General features: G+C 62.2%; 13 protein-coding genes and 1 pseudogene. 9 read left to right on the top strand and 5 right to left on the bottom strand.

Features of this window, described 5'->3' with window-relative positions; all coding sequences use genetic code 11:
• Window positions 1-85 precede the first annotated feature (85 nt).
• From Q1A53_RS02720 to lpdA, 3 genes are all read left to right on the top strand, one after another.
• Entirely contained in the window at window positions 86-1345 is a 1260-nt protein-coding gene (locus tag Q1A53_RS02720; RefSeq protein WP_299962661.1) for an MFS transporter, read from the top strand.
• Between the two features lie 92 nt (window positions 1346-1437).
• The gene (locus Q1A53_RS02715; protein ID WP_299962659.1) at window positions 1438-2025 is read left to right on the top strand and encodes a DUF924 family protein; all 588 of its coding nucleotides are present in this window, start codon (window positions 1438-1440) and stop codon (window positions 2023-2025) included.
• A 194-nt stretch (window positions 2026-2219) separates the two neighbouring features.
• Window positions 2220-3617 (top strand): dihydrolipoyl dehydrogenase, encoded by a 1398-nt coding sequence (gene lpdA, locus Q1A53_RS02710; RefSeq protein WP_299962657.1) that lies wholly within the window; start codon window positions 2220-2222, stop codon window positions 3615-3617.
• Window positions 3618-3644: 27 nt separating this feature from the next.
• Here lpdA and Q1A53_RS02705 read toward each other — a convergent pair whose 3' ends face one another.
• Window positions 3645-4508: an epimerase gene (locus Q1A53_RS02705; protein ID WP_299962655.1), complete on the bottom strand. Its 864-nt coding sequence runs from the start codon at window positions 4506-4508 to the stop codon at window positions 3645-3647.
• A gap of 87 nt (window positions 4509-4595) precedes the next feature.
• Between Q1A53_RS02705 and Q1A53_RS02700 the strand changes: the two genes are divergently transcribed.
• From Q1A53_RS02700 to uvrA, 4 genes are all read left to right on the top strand, one after another.
• Window positions 4596-5504 carry a LysR family transcriptional regulator gene (locus Q1A53_RS02700; protein WP_299962653.1) on the top strand — a complete coding sequence of 303 codons (909 nt, stop codon included), beginning with the start codon at window positions 4596-4598 and terminating at the stop codon, window positions 5502-5504.
• A gap of 119 nt (window positions 5505-5623) precedes the next feature.
• A complete protein-coding gene (locus Q1A53_RS02695) occupies window positions 5624-6250 on the top strand; it encodes a cyclic nucleotide-binding domain-containing protein (protein ID WP_299962651.1) in 627 nt (208 codons plus the stop codon).
• A 78-nt stretch (window positions 6251-6328) separates the two neighbouring features.
• Window positions 6329-7483 carry an MFS transporter gene (locus Q1A53_RS02690; protein WP_299962649.1) on the top strand — a complete coding sequence of 385 codons (1155 nt, stop codon included), beginning with the start codon at window positions 6329-6331 and terminating at the stop codon, window positions 7481-7483.
• A gap of 80 nt (window positions 7484-7563) precedes the next feature.
• Window positions 7564-10440, top strand: a complete 2877-nt coding sequence (gene uvrA / locus Q1A53_RS02685) for an excinuclease ABC subunit UvrA (RefSeq protein ID WP_299962647.1) — start codon at window positions 7564-7566, stop codon at window positions 10438-10440.
• Window positions 10441-10494: 54 nt separating this feature from the next.
• On the opposite strand, the gene Q1A53_RS02680 is transcribed toward uvrA, so the two are convergent.
• The 4 genes and pseudogenes from Q1A53_RS02680 to Q1A53_RS02670 form a co-directional block, all read right to left on the bottom strand.
• Window positions 10495-11739 (bottom strand): EAL domain-containing protein, encoded by a 1245-nt coding sequence (locus Q1A53_RS02680; RefSeq protein ID WP_299962645.1) that lies wholly within the window; start codon window positions 11737-11739, stop codon window positions 10495-10497.
• 285 nt (window positions 11740-12024) lie between these two features.
• Window positions 12025-12906: a 3-hydroxyisobutyrate dehydrogenase gene (gene mmsB / locus Q1A53_RS23385; RefSeq protein WP_366872315.1), complete on the bottom strand. Its 882-nt coding sequence runs from the start codon at window positions 12904-12906 to the stop codon at window positions 12025-12027.
• Between the two features lie 27 nt (window positions 12907-12933).
• Window positions 12934-13947 (bottom strand): annotated as a pseudogene (locus Q1A53_RS23380) (enoyl-CoA hydratase/isomerase family protein); the annotation flags it as partial.
• A 134-nt stretch (window positions 13948-14081) separates the two neighbouring features.
• Window positions 14082-15740, bottom strand: a complete 1659-nt coding sequence (locus tag Q1A53_RS02670; protein ID WP_299962641.1) for a substrate-binding domain-containing protein — start codon at window positions 15738-15740, stop codon at window positions 14082-14084.
• Between the two features lie 218 nt (window positions 15741-15958).
• Here Q1A53_RS02670 and ugpC point away from each other — a divergent pair, with 218 nt between their 5' ends.
• On the top strand, window positions 15959-17014 hold the full coding sequence (ugpC, locus tag Q1A53_RS02665) for a sn-glycerol-3-phosphate ABC transporter ATP-binding protein UgpC (RefSeq protein WP_299962639.1): 1056 nt from the start codon (window positions 15959-15961) through the stop codon (window positions 17012-17014).
• Window positions 17011-17661, top strand: a complete 651-nt coding sequence (locus tag Q1A53_RS02660) for an SGNH/GDSL hydrolase family protein (RefSeq protein ID WP_299962637.1) — start codon at window positions 17011-17013, stop codon at window positions 17659-17661. Before ugpC ends, Q1A53_RS02660 begins: the two co-directional genes overlap by 4 nt.
• Window positions 17662-17674 lie beyond the last annotated feature (13 nt).

Genomic DNA, 17674 nt, shown 5'->3' with positions numbered 1-17674 from the left:
GTCGCAGACGTGCTGTAAAGGGGCGCCCGGATACGTCAAAGCGGCCATATACGGAGCCGTTCAAACCAACTGATGGGAGCGTACATTGCTGCAGGTTCTCACGAGCGCTTGGGCGCTGTTGTTTGGAATGTGTCTTTTGATGGTCGGCAACGGCATGCAGGGCACGTTGCTGGGCATCCGGGGCGAGATCGAGGGCTTCTCGACGCTGGAGATGTCCATCGTGATGTCGGCGTATTTCCTGGGCTTTCTGGGCGGCTCGCGCATGGCACCGGGGCTCATCAGACGCGTGGGTCACGTGCGGGTCTTTGCAGCACTTGCATCCATGATCTCGGCGGTAATGATCCTCTATCCCACGGTCACGGAAGTCTGGCTTTGGACCCTTGGCCGCGTGCTGATCGGATTTTGTTTCTCGGCGGTTTATGTGACTGCGGAAAGCTGGCTGAACAACGCCGCCACCAATGAAAACCGCGGGCAGGCGCTGTCACTCTACATGATCGTGCAAACCGCGGGCATCGTGGTCAGCCAGGCACTGATGCTGACCGCGGACCCCTCGGGCTACGTGCTCTTCGTGATCCCGTCGATCCTCGTCTCTCTGGCCATTACACCCATTCTGCTGTCGATCAGCCCGACACCCGCCTTTGAGACCACCAAACCCATGAGCCTGCGCACGCTCGTCGGCTTCTCGCCGCTGGGCTGCGTGGGCATGTTTCTGCTGGGCGGGGTGTTCTCGGCGCAGTTCGGCATGGCGTCGGTCTACGGGTCCAAGGCAGGGCTGAGCGTCGGGCAAATCTCCACTTTCGTGGCGATGTTTTTTCTGGGTTCTGTGTTGTTGCAATACCCCATTGGCTGGATCTCCGACCGGGCCGACCGGCGGTTTCTAATCCTGGTGGTCGCGGCCATCGGTGTTCTGGGCTCCATCACTGGGATGCTGCTGGGGGCGGACTACCGGTTGCTGCTGGTCTCGGCCTTCGTCGTCGGGGGCATGTCAAATCCGCTTTATTCGCTGCTCATCGCCCACACCAATGACTTTCTGGAACACGAGGATATGGCCGCGGCCTCGGGCGGGCTGATCTTTATCAACGGGTTGGGTGCGATCAGCGGCCCGATCATCACCGGTTACATGATGGACTGGGTGGGTCCCCCGGGTTTCTACCTCTTCACGGGCATTCTTTTCGCGGCTCTGGTCTTTTATGCCGCCTATCGCGCCACTGTCGGACGCTCTGTCGAGGAAACCGGTGCCTATGTGGCTGTTGCCCCCAACTATACGTCCGTGGCGCTGGAATATGCCCAAGAGTACGCCATTGAAACGGATCTGAACGCTGAATCGGAAACAAACGCAGGTTGAATATGTCGGCCTGATGCAAAAAGTGACTATGAAACAACCGTCAAAAGCCCTTACTTATACACAGGGGGACGCGTTATGAGGAGATTGGTAAAATGGCAGGTCCCGAGGACGTTCTGAGCTTTTGGCTCGACGAGGTATCGCCCGGTGATTGGTACAAACAGTCCGCCGCCCTGGACAGCACGATTCGCGCGCGCTTCAGCGCTACATGGTACAGCGCCACGGAGGGGCGGTTTTCGCTCTGGCTGACCTACCCGTCGGGGGTCCTAGCCTACATCATCCTGATGGACCAGTTTCCGCGCAACATGTTCCGCGACACCGCCGAGGCCTTTTCGACAGACCGGTTCGCGCTGGCTGCCGCGAAGTCCGCCATTGACCGCGGTTGGGATCTCAAGATCGACTCACCGGCGCGACAGTTTTTCTATCTGCCGCTGATGCACTCAGAGAACCTCTGCGATCAGGATCGCTGCGTTCGTCTCGTATGCGAGCGGATGCCGGATCAGGGTGGCGATACCCTACTGCATGCACAGGCACATCGCGCCGTGATCCGCGAGTTCGGGCGCTTCCCGTTCCGCAACGATGCTCTGACGCGGGCCAGCACCGCTGCCGAGGTGGATTTCATTGAGCGCGGCGGCTACGCTGAATTGCTTCGCACGCTTCCTCGCGCGACCGAGGCTGCCTGATCGTTCCCGCGATCGCGTGCCGCATGTTGCCGGGGCTGATCATATAGTTTAACGGTGAACTATCGGGCGAAGGTATCCCCTTGGCGCTCTCGTTTCGTAGTTGTGTCTGATCTTTTAGGCTAAAAACGCGAGACATGAGGATCGGGGTTAAGGTCGACGCTCGATCTTTTTTGGCGAGCGAGCGAGGACATCCCATGGCAGCGAAATCCTATGATCTGATCGTGATCGGCGCAGGCCCCGGCGGCTATGTGTCGGCGATCCGAGCCGCACAACTGGGCATGTCCGTCGCCATCATCGAACGCGAGCATCTGGGCGGTATATGCCTGAACTGGGGCTGCATCCCGACCAAGGCGATGCTGCGCTCTTCTGAAGTCTTCCATCTGATGCACCGCGCCAAGGAATTTGGTCTGAAGGCCGACAATGTGGGCTACGATCTGGGTGCGGTGGTCAAACGCTCCCGTCAGGTGGCGGGGCAGTTGTCGGGCGGCATCGGCCATCTGATGAAGAAGAACAAGGTCACCGTGGTCATGGGCGAGGCGACGATCCCAGCCAAGGGCAAGGTGACGGTCAAGACGGAGAAAGGCAGCGAAGAGCTGACCGCCAAGAACGTCGTCCTCGCCACTGGCGCACGCGCGCGCGAACTGCCGGGGCTGGAGGCGGATGGCCATCTGGTCTGGACCTACAAGCACGCGCTACAGCCCAAGCACATGCCGAAAAAGCTGCTGGTGATCGGCTCAGGCGCCATCGGCATCGAGTTCGCGAGCTTTTACAACACACTTGGCGCTGACACGACTGTCGTGGAGGTCATGGACCGGGTGCTTCCCGTCGAGGACGCGGAGATCTCTGGCTTTGCGAAAAAGAGTTTTGAGAAGCAGGGCATGAAGATCATGCAAAAAGCCATGGTCAAGCAGCTTGACCGCGGCAAGGGCAAGGTTACCGCCCACATCGAGGCCGGCGGCAAGACGGAGAAACACGAATTTGACACCGTGATTTCCGCCGTCGGCATCGTCGGCAATACCGAAGGGTTGGGGCTGGAAAAGCTGGGCGTCAAGATCGACCGCACCCATGTGGTGACGGATGAGTTCTGCCGCACCGGCGTCGAGGGGCTCTATGCCATCGGGGATATCGCCGGGGCCCCCTGGCTCGCGCACAAGGCCTCGCACGAGGGCGTTATGGTGGCTGAGCTGATCGCGGGTCACAACGACGTCCACCCCGTCAAACCCGAGAGCATCGCAGGCTGCACCTATTGTCATCCGCAGGTCGCCTCCGTCGGCTATTCCGAGGCCAAGGCCAAGGAGCTGGGCTACGAGATCAAGGTCGGGCGCTTCCCCTTCATCGGGAACGGCAAGGCCATCGCTCTGGGCGAACAGGAAGGCATGATCAAGACCGTCTTTGACGCCAAGACCGGCGAGCTTCTGGGCGCGCATATGATCGGCGCCGAGGTCACGGAGCTTATTCAGGGCTATGTTGTCGGTCGTCAGCTGGAAACGACCGAGGAAGACCTGATGAACACCGTCTTCCCGCACCCGACGCTCAGCGAGATGATGCACGAAAGCGTGCTGGATGCTTACGGCCGCGTCATCCACATGTAGTGGGCCACCCACCAGGGCCGCCCGACCTCAAGAGCATTCATGGACCGCAATCATCTGGCGGACCATGTCGCTAAAGGGTGTGGGCTCAAACCCCGGAACACGCGCCTTGAAATCAGCGCCGTCCAACTGGTGCGGATGATCAAAGAGGTACCGCATCTCTACCATCTCTCGCGCCAACTCCCACACAGGCGCGCTCAGGCGCAAGGTCCACCACGGAAACCGGGTGACCCGAGCAGGCCGCCCGCGGTGCCGCGTGATCTCCGCTGCCAGGTCATTGATGCTGAAGGTGTGACCGGCAAAGGGAATTTCGGCAAACACCGGTAGATCCTCCGCCCGCGTCAGCTGAACGGCGGCGCTGGCAAAATCCGGCAGATAAGCATAGGCCCGCTTCACCGTCGGAGACCCGAGTGCGGTGATGCGATCCTTGGCCAGATGCTTCAGCACGACCAACCCCATGGTCTGTCCCGGTCGCTGACCGTCGATGAAATCCCCCCCGCGCAGGATGGTGACAGGCAGTCCCGAGGCGCGCCAGTTGGCCTCCATCCGCGCACGGATGGCACCCTTGCGGGTGCAGGGGCGATGCGGTGTCGCAGCCGACCACGGGCCAGGCTGCGTGCCGTAGACGTAGACATTGCCGGGGATCAGCACCCGCGCGCCGCTGGCTCGCGCCGCCGCCATGGCGAGCGCTGTGATCTTGGGGATCTGTCGTGGCCAGTCATGGTAGCTGGGCGGGTTCATGGCGTTGATGATCAGATCCGCGCCACGCGCAACAGCAGCCGGATCCGTGCCGCGCTGATAGCGGCGGATCTGCCAGCCATCTGCGGCAAATGCACGGCCAAAGGCCTGGCCCGCGTGACCGGAGGCGCCGAGGATGAGAACTGTTCGGGACATGGGATCTCCTTTTCTGTACGGCCTGTGTCTCACAGATGTTTGCGCATGGGGATTGCGAGATATCGCAGGATGTGTATTCATTTATGAATGGGTATCCGCCAACTCGACTGGGCTCTGCTTCAGAGCTTTCTCGCCGTCGCCAAGGCGGGATCCTTGTCCGCCGCCGCGCGTCGCTGCGGCATCAGTCAGCCGACGTTGGGCCGCCACATCCGGGCGCTTGAGAGCTCGTTCGACCAGCCGCTCTTGAAGCGCACGCCGCAGGGCCAGCGGTTGACCCCTTTCGGTGAACGGCTCCACACCCATGCGCTGGAGATGGCCGAGGCTGCAGCGCAGATCGCCCTGACCGCCGCCGGTACCAGCACCCGGCTCGAAGGGCGGGTCCGCCTGACCGCAGCGCGCGTTGTCTCCTATTGGCATCTGCCACCGATCCTTGCAACGCTTCGAAGACAGGAGCCGGGGATCCAGATCGATGTAATCGCCTCCGACGTGCCGGAAAACCTGATGCACCGCGAGGCAGACATCGCCCTGCGCATGTTCCGGCCAGAACGTGGTGACCTCACGGCTCAGAAGATCGCGGAGCTGCCGCTGGGTCTTTACGCGGCGCACAGCTACCTCGCGGATCGCGGCCGGCCTCAGACGCGAGAGGCGCTGATGGCGATGGATTTCGTGGGCTATGATCAGTCCGATGCCATGATCGACCTGATGGCCGAAAACGGCCTCCGCCCGACACCGGAGGCCTTCGGGCTGCGGTGTGAGGACCAGTTGGTGAACTGGGCACTGGTCTGCGCGGGCGGTGGGGTCGGGGGGTTTCAGCGCGTTATTGGCGACGCGGATCCGCGGGTCGTGCGCATCGCGGATTTCATCCAGCTGCCCTCTTTGCCGGTCTGGCTCGTTGTGCCGCAAGCGCTCCGCTACGTGCCGCGGATCGCCCGGGTCCGCGAGGTGCTGGCGCAGGGGTTCGCCGAACTCGGCGGGGCAGGCGGGCACGTCCGTTGATGCGGAGCGCGCTTGGCGGGGTGTCATTTTTCCATTGCAAGCTGACCGGTTGGCGGGCCCAAGTGGGCGGTGACTGCTGATGCGACAGGCGCGCTGGCACGGGACGGGGAGCACATTGCATGAATGGGGTGGACTGGATTGAATTGGTGGGCTGGATCGCCTCGGCGCTGACGGTGGCCAGTTATGCGGTGAACACCATGCTGGCGCTGCGGGTTCTCGCAATTGCTTCATCGGTCGCCTTTGTGCTTTACGCGCTGTTTCTGCAACTCTGGCCGCTGTTGGCGATGGAGCTTTTGCTGTTGCCGATCAACATGCTGCGGCTCTGGCAACTGATCGCCCTGCGCAGAAAGGTGGGTCGGGCGGACATGGAGGCGTCTGATTTTTCGGTGATCCGGACCTATGGAACCGCGCGGCGGGTTGCTGCCGGCACGCTGGTGTTCGCCAAGGGCGATTCGGTTTGCCAGCTGTACTTTCTGGCCGAAGGCAGTGTGCGGATCGAGGAGTTCGACATCGACCTGCAGGCGGGTGATATCTTTGGCGAGATCGCGTTTTTCACCGATGCTGCTGTGCGCACGGCCAGCGCACGCTGTACACGGGATGCCCGCATCTACGAGTTGGACGCCAAAGGTTTCATGCGGCTGCAGTTCGAGGATCCAAGCTTCGGCATGTCTGTGATGCGCACCATCACCCATCGTCTGGCCCGGAATGCGGGGATCCCGTGGGCGCCAGGCCCCGAGCAGCCATGAGGCGCCCGCGGTAATCCGGCATTCGCAGACCATTGCCGCCGCCCGCAGCCTCTGCGATAGAGCCGGAGGAGGCGATCCATGCAAAAGACATCCTGGGGTCTGGTCCTCGCGCTCTGGGGAGCGGGTCTGGGGGCGGCGGCGCAATACGGCAAGTTCAGCGCGATTTTCGATCAGCTGCCCGGCCTTTATCCACAGGCGGGGGCCTCGCTGGGTTGGGTGGTGTCGGTCGTGGGATTGCTGGGCATCTTCGCGGGGGTGGCGGCCGGTGTGCTGGTGGCTCGAATCCGCTACCGTCGCGCGCTGCTCTGGGCGCTGTGGGCGGGGGCGGTCATCTCGCTTTTTCAGGCACTTGTACCGCCGCTGCCATGGCTCTTGGTCAGCCGCGCGCTCGAAGGGTTGTCCCATCTTGGGATCGTTGTTGCGGCACCGACGCTGATTGCGCAGATTTGTGCACCGCAGGATCGCGGATTGGCGCTGACACTGTGGGGCACTTTCTTTGGCGTGGCCTTTGCGGTGCTCGCCTGGGCGGGTTTGCCGCTGGTGGCCCATGCGGGCATTCCGGCGCTGCTGATGGCGCACGGGCTCTACCTTGCGGTCTTTGCCCTGATACTGGACTGGTGGCTGAAGCGCACGCCCGCTGCACCGACCCCTGCTTTTTCACTGGCTCAATTGCTGCGCGATCACGTGACCATCTATCGGTCTCCGGCGATGGCCGCGCCTGCGGCCGGATGGCTTTTCTATACCTTCTGCTTCGTCTCCATTCTGACCGTGCTGCCGCCCTATATCGATGCCGCGCAACGGGCCTTTGTGATGGGAGCGATGCCGCTCACCTCCATCGCCGTGTCCATGACGCTGGGGGTGGCGCTGCTGCGCCATGTGACGGCGGTCAGCGTGATTCTGCTGGGTTTTGCTGCCAGTGCCGCGAGCATGCTGTGGCTGACACTGGATCCCGGTGGCGTCGCTGCCTGCCTGACATTGGCCGGATCCATGGGACTTATTCAGGGAGCGAGCTTTGCCGCTGTCCCGCAGCTCAATACGCAAGCCCAGACTCAGGCCCAGGCCAATGGCGCCATGGCCCAGACCGGCAACATCGGGAATACACTCGGCACCCCCGTCATGGCAGTGGCGTCCGGCGCGCTCGGATACGTCGCGCTGCCCCTTCTGGGAGGCGCGGCCTTCGTCTGTGGCGCGCTTGTGCACATTGCTCTTGCCAGAAAGCGTCAGCAACGGTGATGTTCCGCCTTCGTTCGCCATTTTCCATTGGCAGCGCGGGTCATTCCGCCTATGTCTAGCGCGATGCATGGGGGTGCCTGATGGCTGAGCTGAAACACATCGAAGTCCGCGGCGCGCGCGAACACAATCTCAAGGGCATCGACGTGGATATCCCACGCGACAAGCTGGTGGTGATCACCGGGCTGTCGGGGTCGGGCAAATCCTCTCTGGCCTTTGACACGATCTATGCCGAAGGCCAGCGCCGCTATGTGGAATCGCTTTCCGCCTACGCGCGGCAGTTCCTCGACATGATGCAGAAGCCGGACGTGGACCACATCGCCGGTCTCTCCCCTGCGATCAGCATCGAGCAAAAGACGACGTCCAAGAACCCACGCTCGACCGTCGGCACCGTGACCGAGATCTACGACTACATGCGGCTGCTCTTCGCGCGTGTCGGCACGCCCTATTCGCCGGAGACCGGCAAACCCATCGAGGCACAGCAGGTGCAGGACATGGTGGACCGGATCATGGCGATGGACGAGGGGACCCGCGCCTACCTGCTGGCGCCCATCATCCGCGACCGTAAGGGCGAGTACCGCAAGGAGTTTCTGGAACTGCGCAAACAAGGCTTTCAGCGGGTCAAGGTGGACGGCGCCTTCTATGAACTGGACGAACCACCCACGCTCGACAAGAAATTTCGCCATGACATCGACGTTGTCGTGGACCGCATCGTCGTGCGCGAGGGGCTGGAGACACGGCTGGCAGACAGTTTGCGCACCGCGCTGGATCTGGCCGATGGCATCGCCATTCTGGAGACAGCAGCGGAGGAGCCGGAGCGCACGACCTTCAGTGAGAAGTTCGCCTGCCCGGTCAGTGGCTTTACGATCCCCGAGATCGAGCCGCGGCTGTTTTCGTTCAACGCGCCCTTCGGCGCCTGCCCTGAGTGTGACGGCCTGGGGATGGAACTGTTCTTTGACGAACGCCTCGTCGTGCCGGACCAGAACCTGAAAATAGCTGACGGTGCGCTGGCCCCCTGGCGCAAGGGGAAATCCCCCTACTTTCTTCAGACGATCGAGGCCATTGCCAAGCACTACAAGTTCAAGCAGTCGACCAAGTGGAAGGATCTGCCGGAGAAGGTCCAGCAGGTGTTTCTCTACGGCTCCGGCAAGGAAGAGATCGCCTTTCGCTACGACGAAGGCGGCCGCGTCTATCAGGTGACCCGCGTGTTCGAGGGTGTCATCCCCAATATGGAACGCCGCTATCGCGAGACTGACAGCTCATGGATCCGCGAAGAATTCGAGCGCTACCAGAACAACCGCTCCTGCGGTGCGTGTGGCGGCTACCGTCTGCGGCCCGAGGCGCTGGCCGTCAAACTGGGCCCCGCAGATGATCCTGACAAGCTCTTCCAAGTCGGGCAGGTGGTGCAGATGTCGATCCGCGAGGCGTTTGACTGGTGCGAGACGGTGCCAAAACACCTCACGCAGCAGCGCAACGCGATCGCGCGCGCCATCCTCAAGGAAATCCGCGAACGGTTGGGATTTCTCAACAACGTCGGTCTGGAATACCTGACCCTCAGCCGTAACGCAGGCACGCTCTCGGGTGGGGAGAGCCAGCGCATCCGGCTCGCCTCCCAGATCGGCTCGGGGCTCACAGGCGTGCTTTACGTGCTGGATGAACCATCGATCGGGCTGCACCAGCGCGACAACGACAGGCTTTTGCTGACGCTAAAGAACCTGCGGGATCAGGGCAATACCGTGATCGTGGTGGAGCATGACGAGGAAGCGATCCGAGAAGCGGATTACGTCTTTGACATTGGCCCGGGGGCTGGTGTCCACGGCGGTCAGGTCGTGGCCCACGGCACCCCGCGCAAGATCGCGGCCACCAAGAAATCCATTACCGGTCAGTACCTTACCGGTGTGCGTGAGATCCCGATCCCGGCGGAGCGACGCAAGGGTAACAAGAAGAAACTGCAAGTCGTCAACGCCACCGGCAACAATCTGCAGGGCGTGACGGTTGATTATCCGCTGGGTAAGCTCGTTTGCGTCACCGGCGTCTCGGGGGGCGGTAAATCCACCTTGACGATCGAGACGCTGTTCAAGACCGCCTCCATGCGTCTGAACGGCGCGCGGCAGACGCCCGCGCCCTGCGAGACGATCAAGGGGCTGGAACATCTCGACAAGGTCATCGACATCGACCAGCGCCCCATCGGGCGCACACCACGCTCCAACCCTGCGACTTACACCGGTGCTTTTACGCCAATCCGAGATTGGTTCGCCGGGCTGCCGGAGGCCAAGGCACGCGGCTACAAGCCGGGGCGCTTCTCCTTCAACGTGAAGGGTGGGCGTTGCGAGGCCTGCCAGGGCGACGGCGTCATCAAGATCGAAATGCACTTTCTGCCCGACGTCTACGTGGAATGCGAGACCTGCAAGGGTAAGCGCTACAACCGCGAAACACTGGAGATCAAGTTCAAGGGCAAGAGTATCGCCGATGTGCTCGACATGACCGTCGAGGACGCGCAGAGCTTCTTTCAGGCCGTGCCCTCCATCCGTGAAAAGATGGATGCGCTGATGCGGGTGGGCCTTGGCTATATCAAGGTGGGCCAGCAGGCGACAACGCTCTCCGGCGGCGAGGCGCAGCGCGTCAAACTCTCAAAGGAATTGAGCAAACGCGCCACGGGCCGCACGCTTTATATTCTGGATGAACCCACGACAGGGCTGCATTTCGAGGATGTACGCAAATTGCTCGAAGTGCTGCATGAGCTGGTGGATCAGGGTAATTCCGTGATCGTGATCGAGCACAATCTGGACGTGGTCAAGACCGCCGATCACATCATCGACATTGGCCCCGAAGGCGGCGATGGCGGTGGCCAGATCGTGGCGACCGGCACGCCCGAAGAGGTGGCGGAGGTAGCCGAAAGCTACACCGGGAAATACCTCGGTCCGATGCTGTCCCAGGCGAAACGGGTCGCTGCCGAATAAAGGCCACCGCGCCGGAGTGCAGGCTGAGACGTATCAACGATCAGTCGGCGCGCCTCAGGCGGTTTTTTGTCCGTCCTCGAACCAGGCGAGCGCGCTGTCCAAATCACCGGGCCGCCCCAGATAGTACCCCTGCGCCAGCGGCACGCCGAGAGAGGTGAGGGCGGCCAGTTCCGCGTCTGTCTCGATCCCTTCGGCCACAATATCAGCGCCGATCTCGACAGCAAAGCGGACAAGTGCGGCACCCAGCGAGCGGCGCACCACATCCTTGTCGATGTCGGATGTCAGCGAGATATCAAGTTTGATCAGATCGGGTTTCAGCTTGACGATATGCTGCAGGCCGGAATACCCCGCACCTGCGTCGTCGATGGCCAGCCGGACCCCGCGAAACCGCAGGATGTCGAGATGGGACACCAGATCATCGTAGTCCTCCACCATCGAGTGTTCGGTGACTTCCAGCACAATGCGTTCCTGCGGGTGCTGGGCGAACAGGTCGGTAAGAAGTCCGGTTCCAACCGTCGAAGGGGACGCATTCACCGACAAATAGACGTCATCGGGCAGCTGGTCGAGTGATTTGAGTGCTTTGGCAATCACTGCGACCTCGAGCTCGGCCTGCAGGCCGACACCGAGCGCATCCTCAAACCACAGGTTTGGCGGCCGGTAGGGTTCTGGCCGGAACCGGCACAGCGCTTCGAACCCCTTTGGGCGGTTGCCGGTGATGTCGACGATAGGCTGATAGACAATGTCAAAAGCCTGCTCATTGAGAAGCATCTCGATCCCGGCGCGAGCGCTTTGCCGAGCGACCCGTGATGCGATCTTGTCGTTTACCTGTTCGGCGGAAAGATCGGCAAAGGCGCGCATGACGCTGAGGTCGCGCGGGTTCAGGTCCGGCTGTGCAGTGCGGCTGAGACAGCAGAACATGCCGTAGGGTGTCCCGTCACGGCGCCGGATCGGAACGCTGACATGGGATTTGATCGGGATCGCCGTGGTCAATGGAATGTCCGCACACAGCGGTTCAGCGGCTGTATCGGGGATCAACTCCGGCAATCTGCCAGCGAGGATATGTCGGCAGTAGACGTGATCCAGCGGCATGCCACCGCCGACAAAGCACTGATCCTCAAAACCCGGAGCGCTGACCGCCCGAAAGACGAGATCCTCGCCCACGAACTCCGACAGATAGGCCACTTCCATGTTCAGATGTGTCCGAACGAAATCCAATGCCGTCTGGATCGTGTCCTCGCCGTCCGTCGGGTTGACGCGGGCCACCAAGGCCATTGGATTTGCAGTGTCGTCTTGTGTCATCACTGACGCTTTCATTGTGTCAGTTTTGGACGTTACTGTGCCACCTGCTGATAAATCCTTTCGATGCTCAGCTGCTTGCAGAAGATTTGTACCTTTTTGGTCCGGCTTTGCCGGTGGTTTGGCCGATCTGGCGCTTTCGTCCCAAGGCACGGGGATCTGACGCGACAGATTAGATGACATGCGGCGCATGTCAGATCCATAGTAGCGCAAGGCTATTTCAAGGATCTCCGTCGCCCCGGACTTCGGCGGTTCTGGCGTTGTGGTGACGGGTGCCTCTGTCGGGCGTCAGGATCGTTCGCGTGCGGCAAATCGGGGCAGCATGGCGGAAAAATCCTGTCCTGCGCCGTCCTCTTCCTCGACGAAAGTCCGGTAGAGCGCCAGTGCCTGTGCGCCCATGGGCGTATCGGCGTTCACCGCTTCGGCGGCCTGTTGTGACAAGCCCAGATCCTTTAACATCAGCTCTGCGGCGAACCCGGGGACATAGCCGTTGTCCGCCGGGCTTTGGGGGCCGACACCGGGGGCAGGGCAGTAAGCATTCATGGACCAGGAATAGCCCGAAGACGTGCTCACCACATCGAACATCTTTTGCCGGTCAAGCCCCAGTTTGTCAGCCAGAGCGAAGGCTTCGCAGGTGGCAATCATGGTCGCGCCAAGGATCATGTTGTTGCAGATCTTGGCTGCCTGGCCAGCACCCGCCTCGCCGCAGTGAACGGCCTTCTGGCCCATGATCTCGAACAGCGGTTCCGCGGCGGCGAAGGCCTTTGCGCTGCCGCCCGCCATAAATGTCAACGTGCCCGCCGCAGCACCGCCGATCCCCCCCGAGACCGGCGCATCAACGTAGAGCATCCCCGCCGCCTCGGCTTGCGCCGCCACTGCGCGGGCACTCTCCACATCCACGGTCGAGCAATCGAGCAGCAGCGCGCCTGGCTTGACGTGTTGCAGCGTGTCGTCCACCACTTGCCGCAGGATGGCACCATTCGGCAACATCGTGATCACCACATCCGCCCCCGCAACGGCTGCCGCAGCGGAGGCCGCTATGGTCAGGTCCGGTACCGTCTCCACGACAGTGTCGAAGCCGATCACGTCATAGCCCGCTCGCGCAAGGTTTTGCGCCATGGGGGCGCCCATGTTTCCAAGACCGATAAAGCCAATCTTTCCTTTTGACATCACTGCCTCCTCCAGTTCGAGCGCGTCTTTCCCCAATGGCATCAGCATCTTGCTGACCGTCACCGCGGGGACGTCGCCCTTAGCGAACTGCCAGTGCGGCGTGCGGTCCTTGTCGATGATTGCAGCCCGGATCCCTTCGAGGAAATCGCCGTGCTCCATGGCGCGAAAGGTGAAACGGTATTCAAGATCCAACGCCTTGGCCATGCTGATCGACGGGCCGCGCAGCCGGTGGATGATGTCGATCGCACAGGCCATGGAAAGCGGACTGTTCCGGGCCATCCTTTTCTCCGCATCACGCGTAAACGCATCTGGTTCATGAGACAGGCTGGTGCGGATGTCGCTCAGGCGCTCACCCCCGAAGTGACGGTCGATCTGTGCCTGCTGCGCTTGCAACGCGCTTGGTCCGGGTGGTGTGGCGGCTTCTGTCAGGATGTCCGGCGCGGCACCGCTCTCAAGCCGTGCAATCAGATCGGGCCAGAGCGCCTCGTCGATGTTCAGATCTGCAAACCCCGCGTAGATCGCATCGGCTGCGTCCATCCGCGCCGATGTCAGGGCGAGGTACTCACCCAGCCGTCCCGGTGCCAGCGCCAGCATCAGCGAGCCGCCCACATCCGGCACCAGCCCGATGCCGCACTCCGGCATGGCGATCCGGCTGGAGGCCCCAACGATGCGGTGCGTGCCGTGGCAACCGACACCGACCCCACCGCCCATGGTGAACCCCTGAAGAAAAGAGATAATCGGTTTGGGATAGTTGAAGATCTGCGCGTTGAGCCGGTATTCCTCCGCCCAGAACTGACGCCCGTAGGTGTAATCGTCCGCGGTGCCGGTCCGGTACATCTCTGCGATGTCACCGCCCGCGCAAAAGGCCCGTTCGCCCGCAGCGTCGATGAGCACATGGGCGACGGCCGGATCTGTCTGCCATGCGTCCAGCGCGGACTTGATCTCTCCGCACATCTCGCGGGTCAGCGCATTCAGCGCGTCGGGACGGTTCAGGGTGATCCGACCGGCACTGCCCTTGGTTCTGATCTCGATGTCTGCCATATCGCCCCCCATGCTGCTCAGCGATGTATCGCGTGGCGCTGCGGGTGTTTCAAGGGTAGCCGGGTTCAGTGGCTGACCGCCGAAGAAAAAGGCGCGGTTTGGCGCCGCGCCCTCTTAGTCTTGGCCTTGCAGGTCTACAGTCCCAGAGATGCCTTATAAAGCGCGATCTGGCTCTCGCGACCGATCTGATCGGTAATCCGCTCCCAGGCCGCGGCAATTGCATCCGCCGTCTCCTGTGCGGAGCCATACTGACCCGCGTAGCCCTTGGCCAATTCGTCCTCGGCGACAGAGTAGTACTGGAAGATGCCGGGGATACGCGGTTCTACGGCGGCATTGGGATGGTTGTAGCTGTCCGCATTGGAGGACAGGAAGTCCTCCACGAACGCCCTGTCATAGCCTGCCTCTTCCCATTCGTCGTAGTTGAAGTGCGAATTGCGATACGGCTGGAACCCGGTCGGGTAGGCCGAGGCCCAGAGAGAGATGTCCTTGCCCCCAAGATGTGCTGCGATGGACCACGCTGCCTTTTTCTTTCGCTCGTCACTGTCCACGGTGGCCATGACGTAAATTCCCCAGCCGATGTAGGCATTATTGGGGGCGACGTTGGGGGTGTCCTCCCAGGCTTCGGTTTGTGAGTTCCACACGCGCGCGGAACCGGGGTTGATGTCGAACGCCGCCACATCACCGATCACCGAGGTATCGGATGTGCGCGCGGAGGCACCCACATCGCCCCACCAGCTGAGCATGCCCCCGGTACCAGCGAGGAACTGCTGGAAGGCGGTGGTGCCGGGGTCTGCATTGATCTGGTCAGCGGGGTAGGCATCCGCTGCTATCAGATCCATCACGTCCTGAATGGCCTGAACGAAAGCCGGATTGTTGACCCGCGGTTTCATCGTCTCGGGATCGAAGAGCCAGGCGGGATCGTCCGGGTGCTTTGCATAGGGGGCTGCGCGGTTTTCCAGGAAATAGAACCCAAAGCCGCCCCAGCCCTTGAGCGGGTCGAGATAGCCATGCGCGTCGAGGCCGGTCAGCGGATCGGTCTTGCCCACCAGGAACTTGGACTGCGCGTTGACCTCTTCCCATGTGGTGGGCGGTGCCCAGGGCGTGTCGTTGCCAGCCTCGGCCCAGGCCTGCGCGAACTCCTCGTTGTCATAGTAGTCCGTACGATACGCAAACGTATGGGTGTCGCCGTCGATGGAGACGCGGTAGGTCTTGCCATCCCAGGTGCCCACGGGCGCCTTGAGGTAATCCACGTAGTCGTCCATCTCGATCTGCTCTGCGACCCAGTCGGGCATCTCCGAGGCCATGCCGCGGCCCAGCACGTCGCCTTCGAACGGTGCGCCCATCTCGATCACGTCGAAATCGACCGTGCCGGTGGCGATGCTCTGCTGCAGCCTCGCGTTGTAATCGGCTTGTGCCAGATCGATCCAGTTGATCCGCGCGCCGGTGTAATCCTCCCAGGCGCGCAGGAAGCCGCGAAAGATGAAGTTGTGCTGGTTCTGGTTGTTCAGCCCCAGAAAGGTCAGCTCCACCCCTTCGAATTCACCCTCGGCCACATTCTCCTTGGTCTTGCCCAGACACATCTCGCCCACCTGCTGGTAGTCGCGGTCCGTGGGGGAGCCCATGCCCACACCGGGGATCTTGAGGATCTCGGCCCGCAGATTGCTGTGGGCCTCGGCCCGGAGGGCTCCGTGCGGTACCATCGCCGCAGCACCAAGCGCCGCAGATCCTTTGAGAAGCTGGCGGCGGTTCATCTTCTGCGCCGCCCTGATGTAGTTGTATAGCTCGGTTTTCATATCCATCCTCCCATGAATTGCTGGCGCCTTACGCGCGGGGGCGGGGGTAGGAGACGCATGATTTTACACCGCTTTTTGATTTTGGCAGCGCCCTATGATCCCCCCGCTGAGGCTCACTATGAGCGTGATTGACGCCAAGTCAACAAAAGCCGTGCCGGGCGTGGACAAGCCAAATGGCTTCCCCTAGCATCGCGCGGGGGCAGGGGAGAAGACAGCGCATGTCAGGCGTCGCAATTCGGGACATCGTAAAATCCTACGGCGCGGTGCAGGTCATTCACGGGGTCACTGTCGAAATCGCAGATGGTGAATTCGTAGCGCTGGTGGGGCCTTCCGGCTGCGGCAAGTCCACGCTGTTGCGGATGATCGCGGGGCTTGAGCCGATCAACGACGGCACCATCGCGATTGGTGAGCGTGTGGTCAACAATCTGCCGCCCGCGCAGCGCGATATCGCCATGGTGTTCCAGACCTACGCGCTTTATCCGCATAAATCCGTGGCGGAAAACATGGGCTTTGCGCTGAAGGTCGCGGGCACGGACAAGGTCGAGATTACCCGGCGTGTGCAGGCCGCTGCCGAGATCCTGAGCCTGACGGAGTATCTGGACCGCAAACCGCGGCATCTGTCGGGCGGTCAGCGCCAGCGTGTCGCCATGGGCCGGGCCATCGTGCGGGACCCTCAGGTGTTTTTGTTTGACGAGCCGCTCAGCAATCTTGATGCCAAGCTGCGCATCCAGATGCGGACCGAGATCAAGGAACTGCACCAGCGGCTGAAGACCACGACCGTTTTCGTGACCCACGACCAGATCGAGGCAATGACGCTGGCGGACCGCATCGTTGTGATGCAGGCGGGCAGGATCGAGCAGATCGGCACGCCGCTGGAGCTCTACGACAACCCGGCCAATGCCTTTGTAGCGACCTTCATCGGGGCACCATCGATGAACCTGATTGCAGGGGAGTTGGTGGAGGGCCGCGTGGATCTGGCCGGTCACAAGGTCGATGCTGATGTGGCGGGATCCGGTGCGGTGCACGTGGGTGTGCGGCCGGAGCACCTGCATCTCGCTTCGGGTGGGCAGGGCCTGCCGATGGAGGTGAAAGTGGTCGAACCCACAGGGTCCGAGACGATGGTATTTCTGCGCTTCGAGGGGCAGGACGTCACGGCGGTGTTCCGCGAGCGGCACGCTTTTGAGCCGGGTCAGGTCATCCATTTGACGCCCGATCCTGCGCACCTGCATTGCTTTGACGCCGAGAGTGGCCAGCGTCTGGAGGCGCGCAGGTGAGTGTGCGCAGCGTGATGTGTTTCGGCGACAGCAACACCCACGGGACGCGGGCGCTGCGCTATGCGACCGACCGGCGACGGCTGGCCCCGGACGCACGCTGGCCCTCGGTCATGGCCGACGCGCTCGGGCACCGCTGGGAGGTGATCGCCGAAGGCCAGCCCGGACGCACGAGTGTTTTTGACGACCCCATCGAGGGGCCGCACAAAAACGGGCAGGCTGCGCTGCCTGGCCTGCTGGAAAGCCACCGCCCTCTGGATCTGGTGATCGTGATGCTGGGGACGAATGACCTCAAGGCCCGGTTCGGGCAATCGGCCCACGACATCTCGCTGGGACTGCAGCGACTGGTGCGGTTGGTTCTGAGCAGTGATTGCGGGCCCGAGGGGCGGGCACCGCAGGTGCTGTTGGCGGCCCCGGTGCCATTGGAAGAAACGGGTGTGTTCGAGGATGTCTTTGCCGGGGCGGCGCAGAAGTCGCGCGCGCTGGCGGACCTGCTGGCGCAGGTCGCCGCGCGGCAACAGGTCCATTTCGCCGATATGGGGCAGGTGGCCGAGGTTGATCCGCGCGACGGCATCCATCTGGACGCCAAGGGCCACGCAGCCGTCGGTGCCGAGATGGCCGGGGTGGTGCAAACCGTGATGAAGAGCTGACAAGCAGGGGAGA

Source organism: uncultured Roseobacter sp., assembly GCF_947496515.1.
Taxonomy (GTDB): domain Bacteria; phylum Pseudomonadota; class Alphaproteobacteria; order Rhodobacterales; family Rhodobacteraceae; genus Roseobacter.
Note: the sequence above shows the minus strand (reverse complement) of the source record. Positions and strands in the feature narration are given on the sequence as shown.

Coding starts and splice junctions, on each gene's coding strand:
- uvrA (WP_299962647.1), top strand. CDS start 7,564: ATGGCTGAGCTGAAACACATCGAAGTCCGCGGCGCGCGCGAACACAAT.
- Q1A53_RS02705 (WP_299962655.1), bottom strand. CDS start 4,508: ATGTCCCGAACAGTTCTCATCCTCGGCGCCTCCGGTCACGCGGGCCAG.
- Q1A53_RS02690 (WP_299962649.1), top strand. CDS start 6,329: ATGCAAAAGACATCCTGGGGTCTGGTCCTCGCGCTCTGGGGAGCGGGT.
- Q1A53_RS02700 (WP_299962653.1), top strand. CDS start 4,596: ATGGGTATCCGCCAACTCGACTGGGCTCTGCTTCAGAGCTTTCTCGCC.
- mmsB (WP_366872315.1), bottom strand. CDS start 12,906: ATGTCAAAAGGAAAGATTGGCTTTATCGGTCTTGGAAACATGGGCGCC.
- lpdA (WP_299962657.1), top strand. CDS start 2,220: ATGGCAGCGAAATCCTATGATCTGATCGTGATCGGCGCAGGCCCCGGC.
- Q1A53_RS02680 (WP_299962645.1), bottom strand. CDS start 11,739: ATGACACAAGACGACACTGCAAATCCAATGGCCTTGGTGGCCCGCGTC.
- Q1A53_RS02670 (WP_299962641.1), bottom strand. CDS start 15,740: ATGAAAACCGAGCTATACAACTACATCAGGGCGGCGCAGAAGATGAAC.
- Q1A53_RS02695 (WP_299962651.1), top strand. CDS start 5,624: ATGAATGGGGTGGACTGGATTGAATTGGTGGGCTGGATCGCCTCGGCG.
- Q1A53_RS02715 (WP_299962659.1), top strand. CDS start 1,438: ATGGCAGGTCCCGAGGACGTTCTGAGCTTTTGGCTCGACGAGGTATCG.
- ugpC (WP_299962639.1), top strand. CDS start 15,959: ATGTCAGGCGTCGCAATTCGGGACATCGTAAAATCCTACGGCGCGGTG.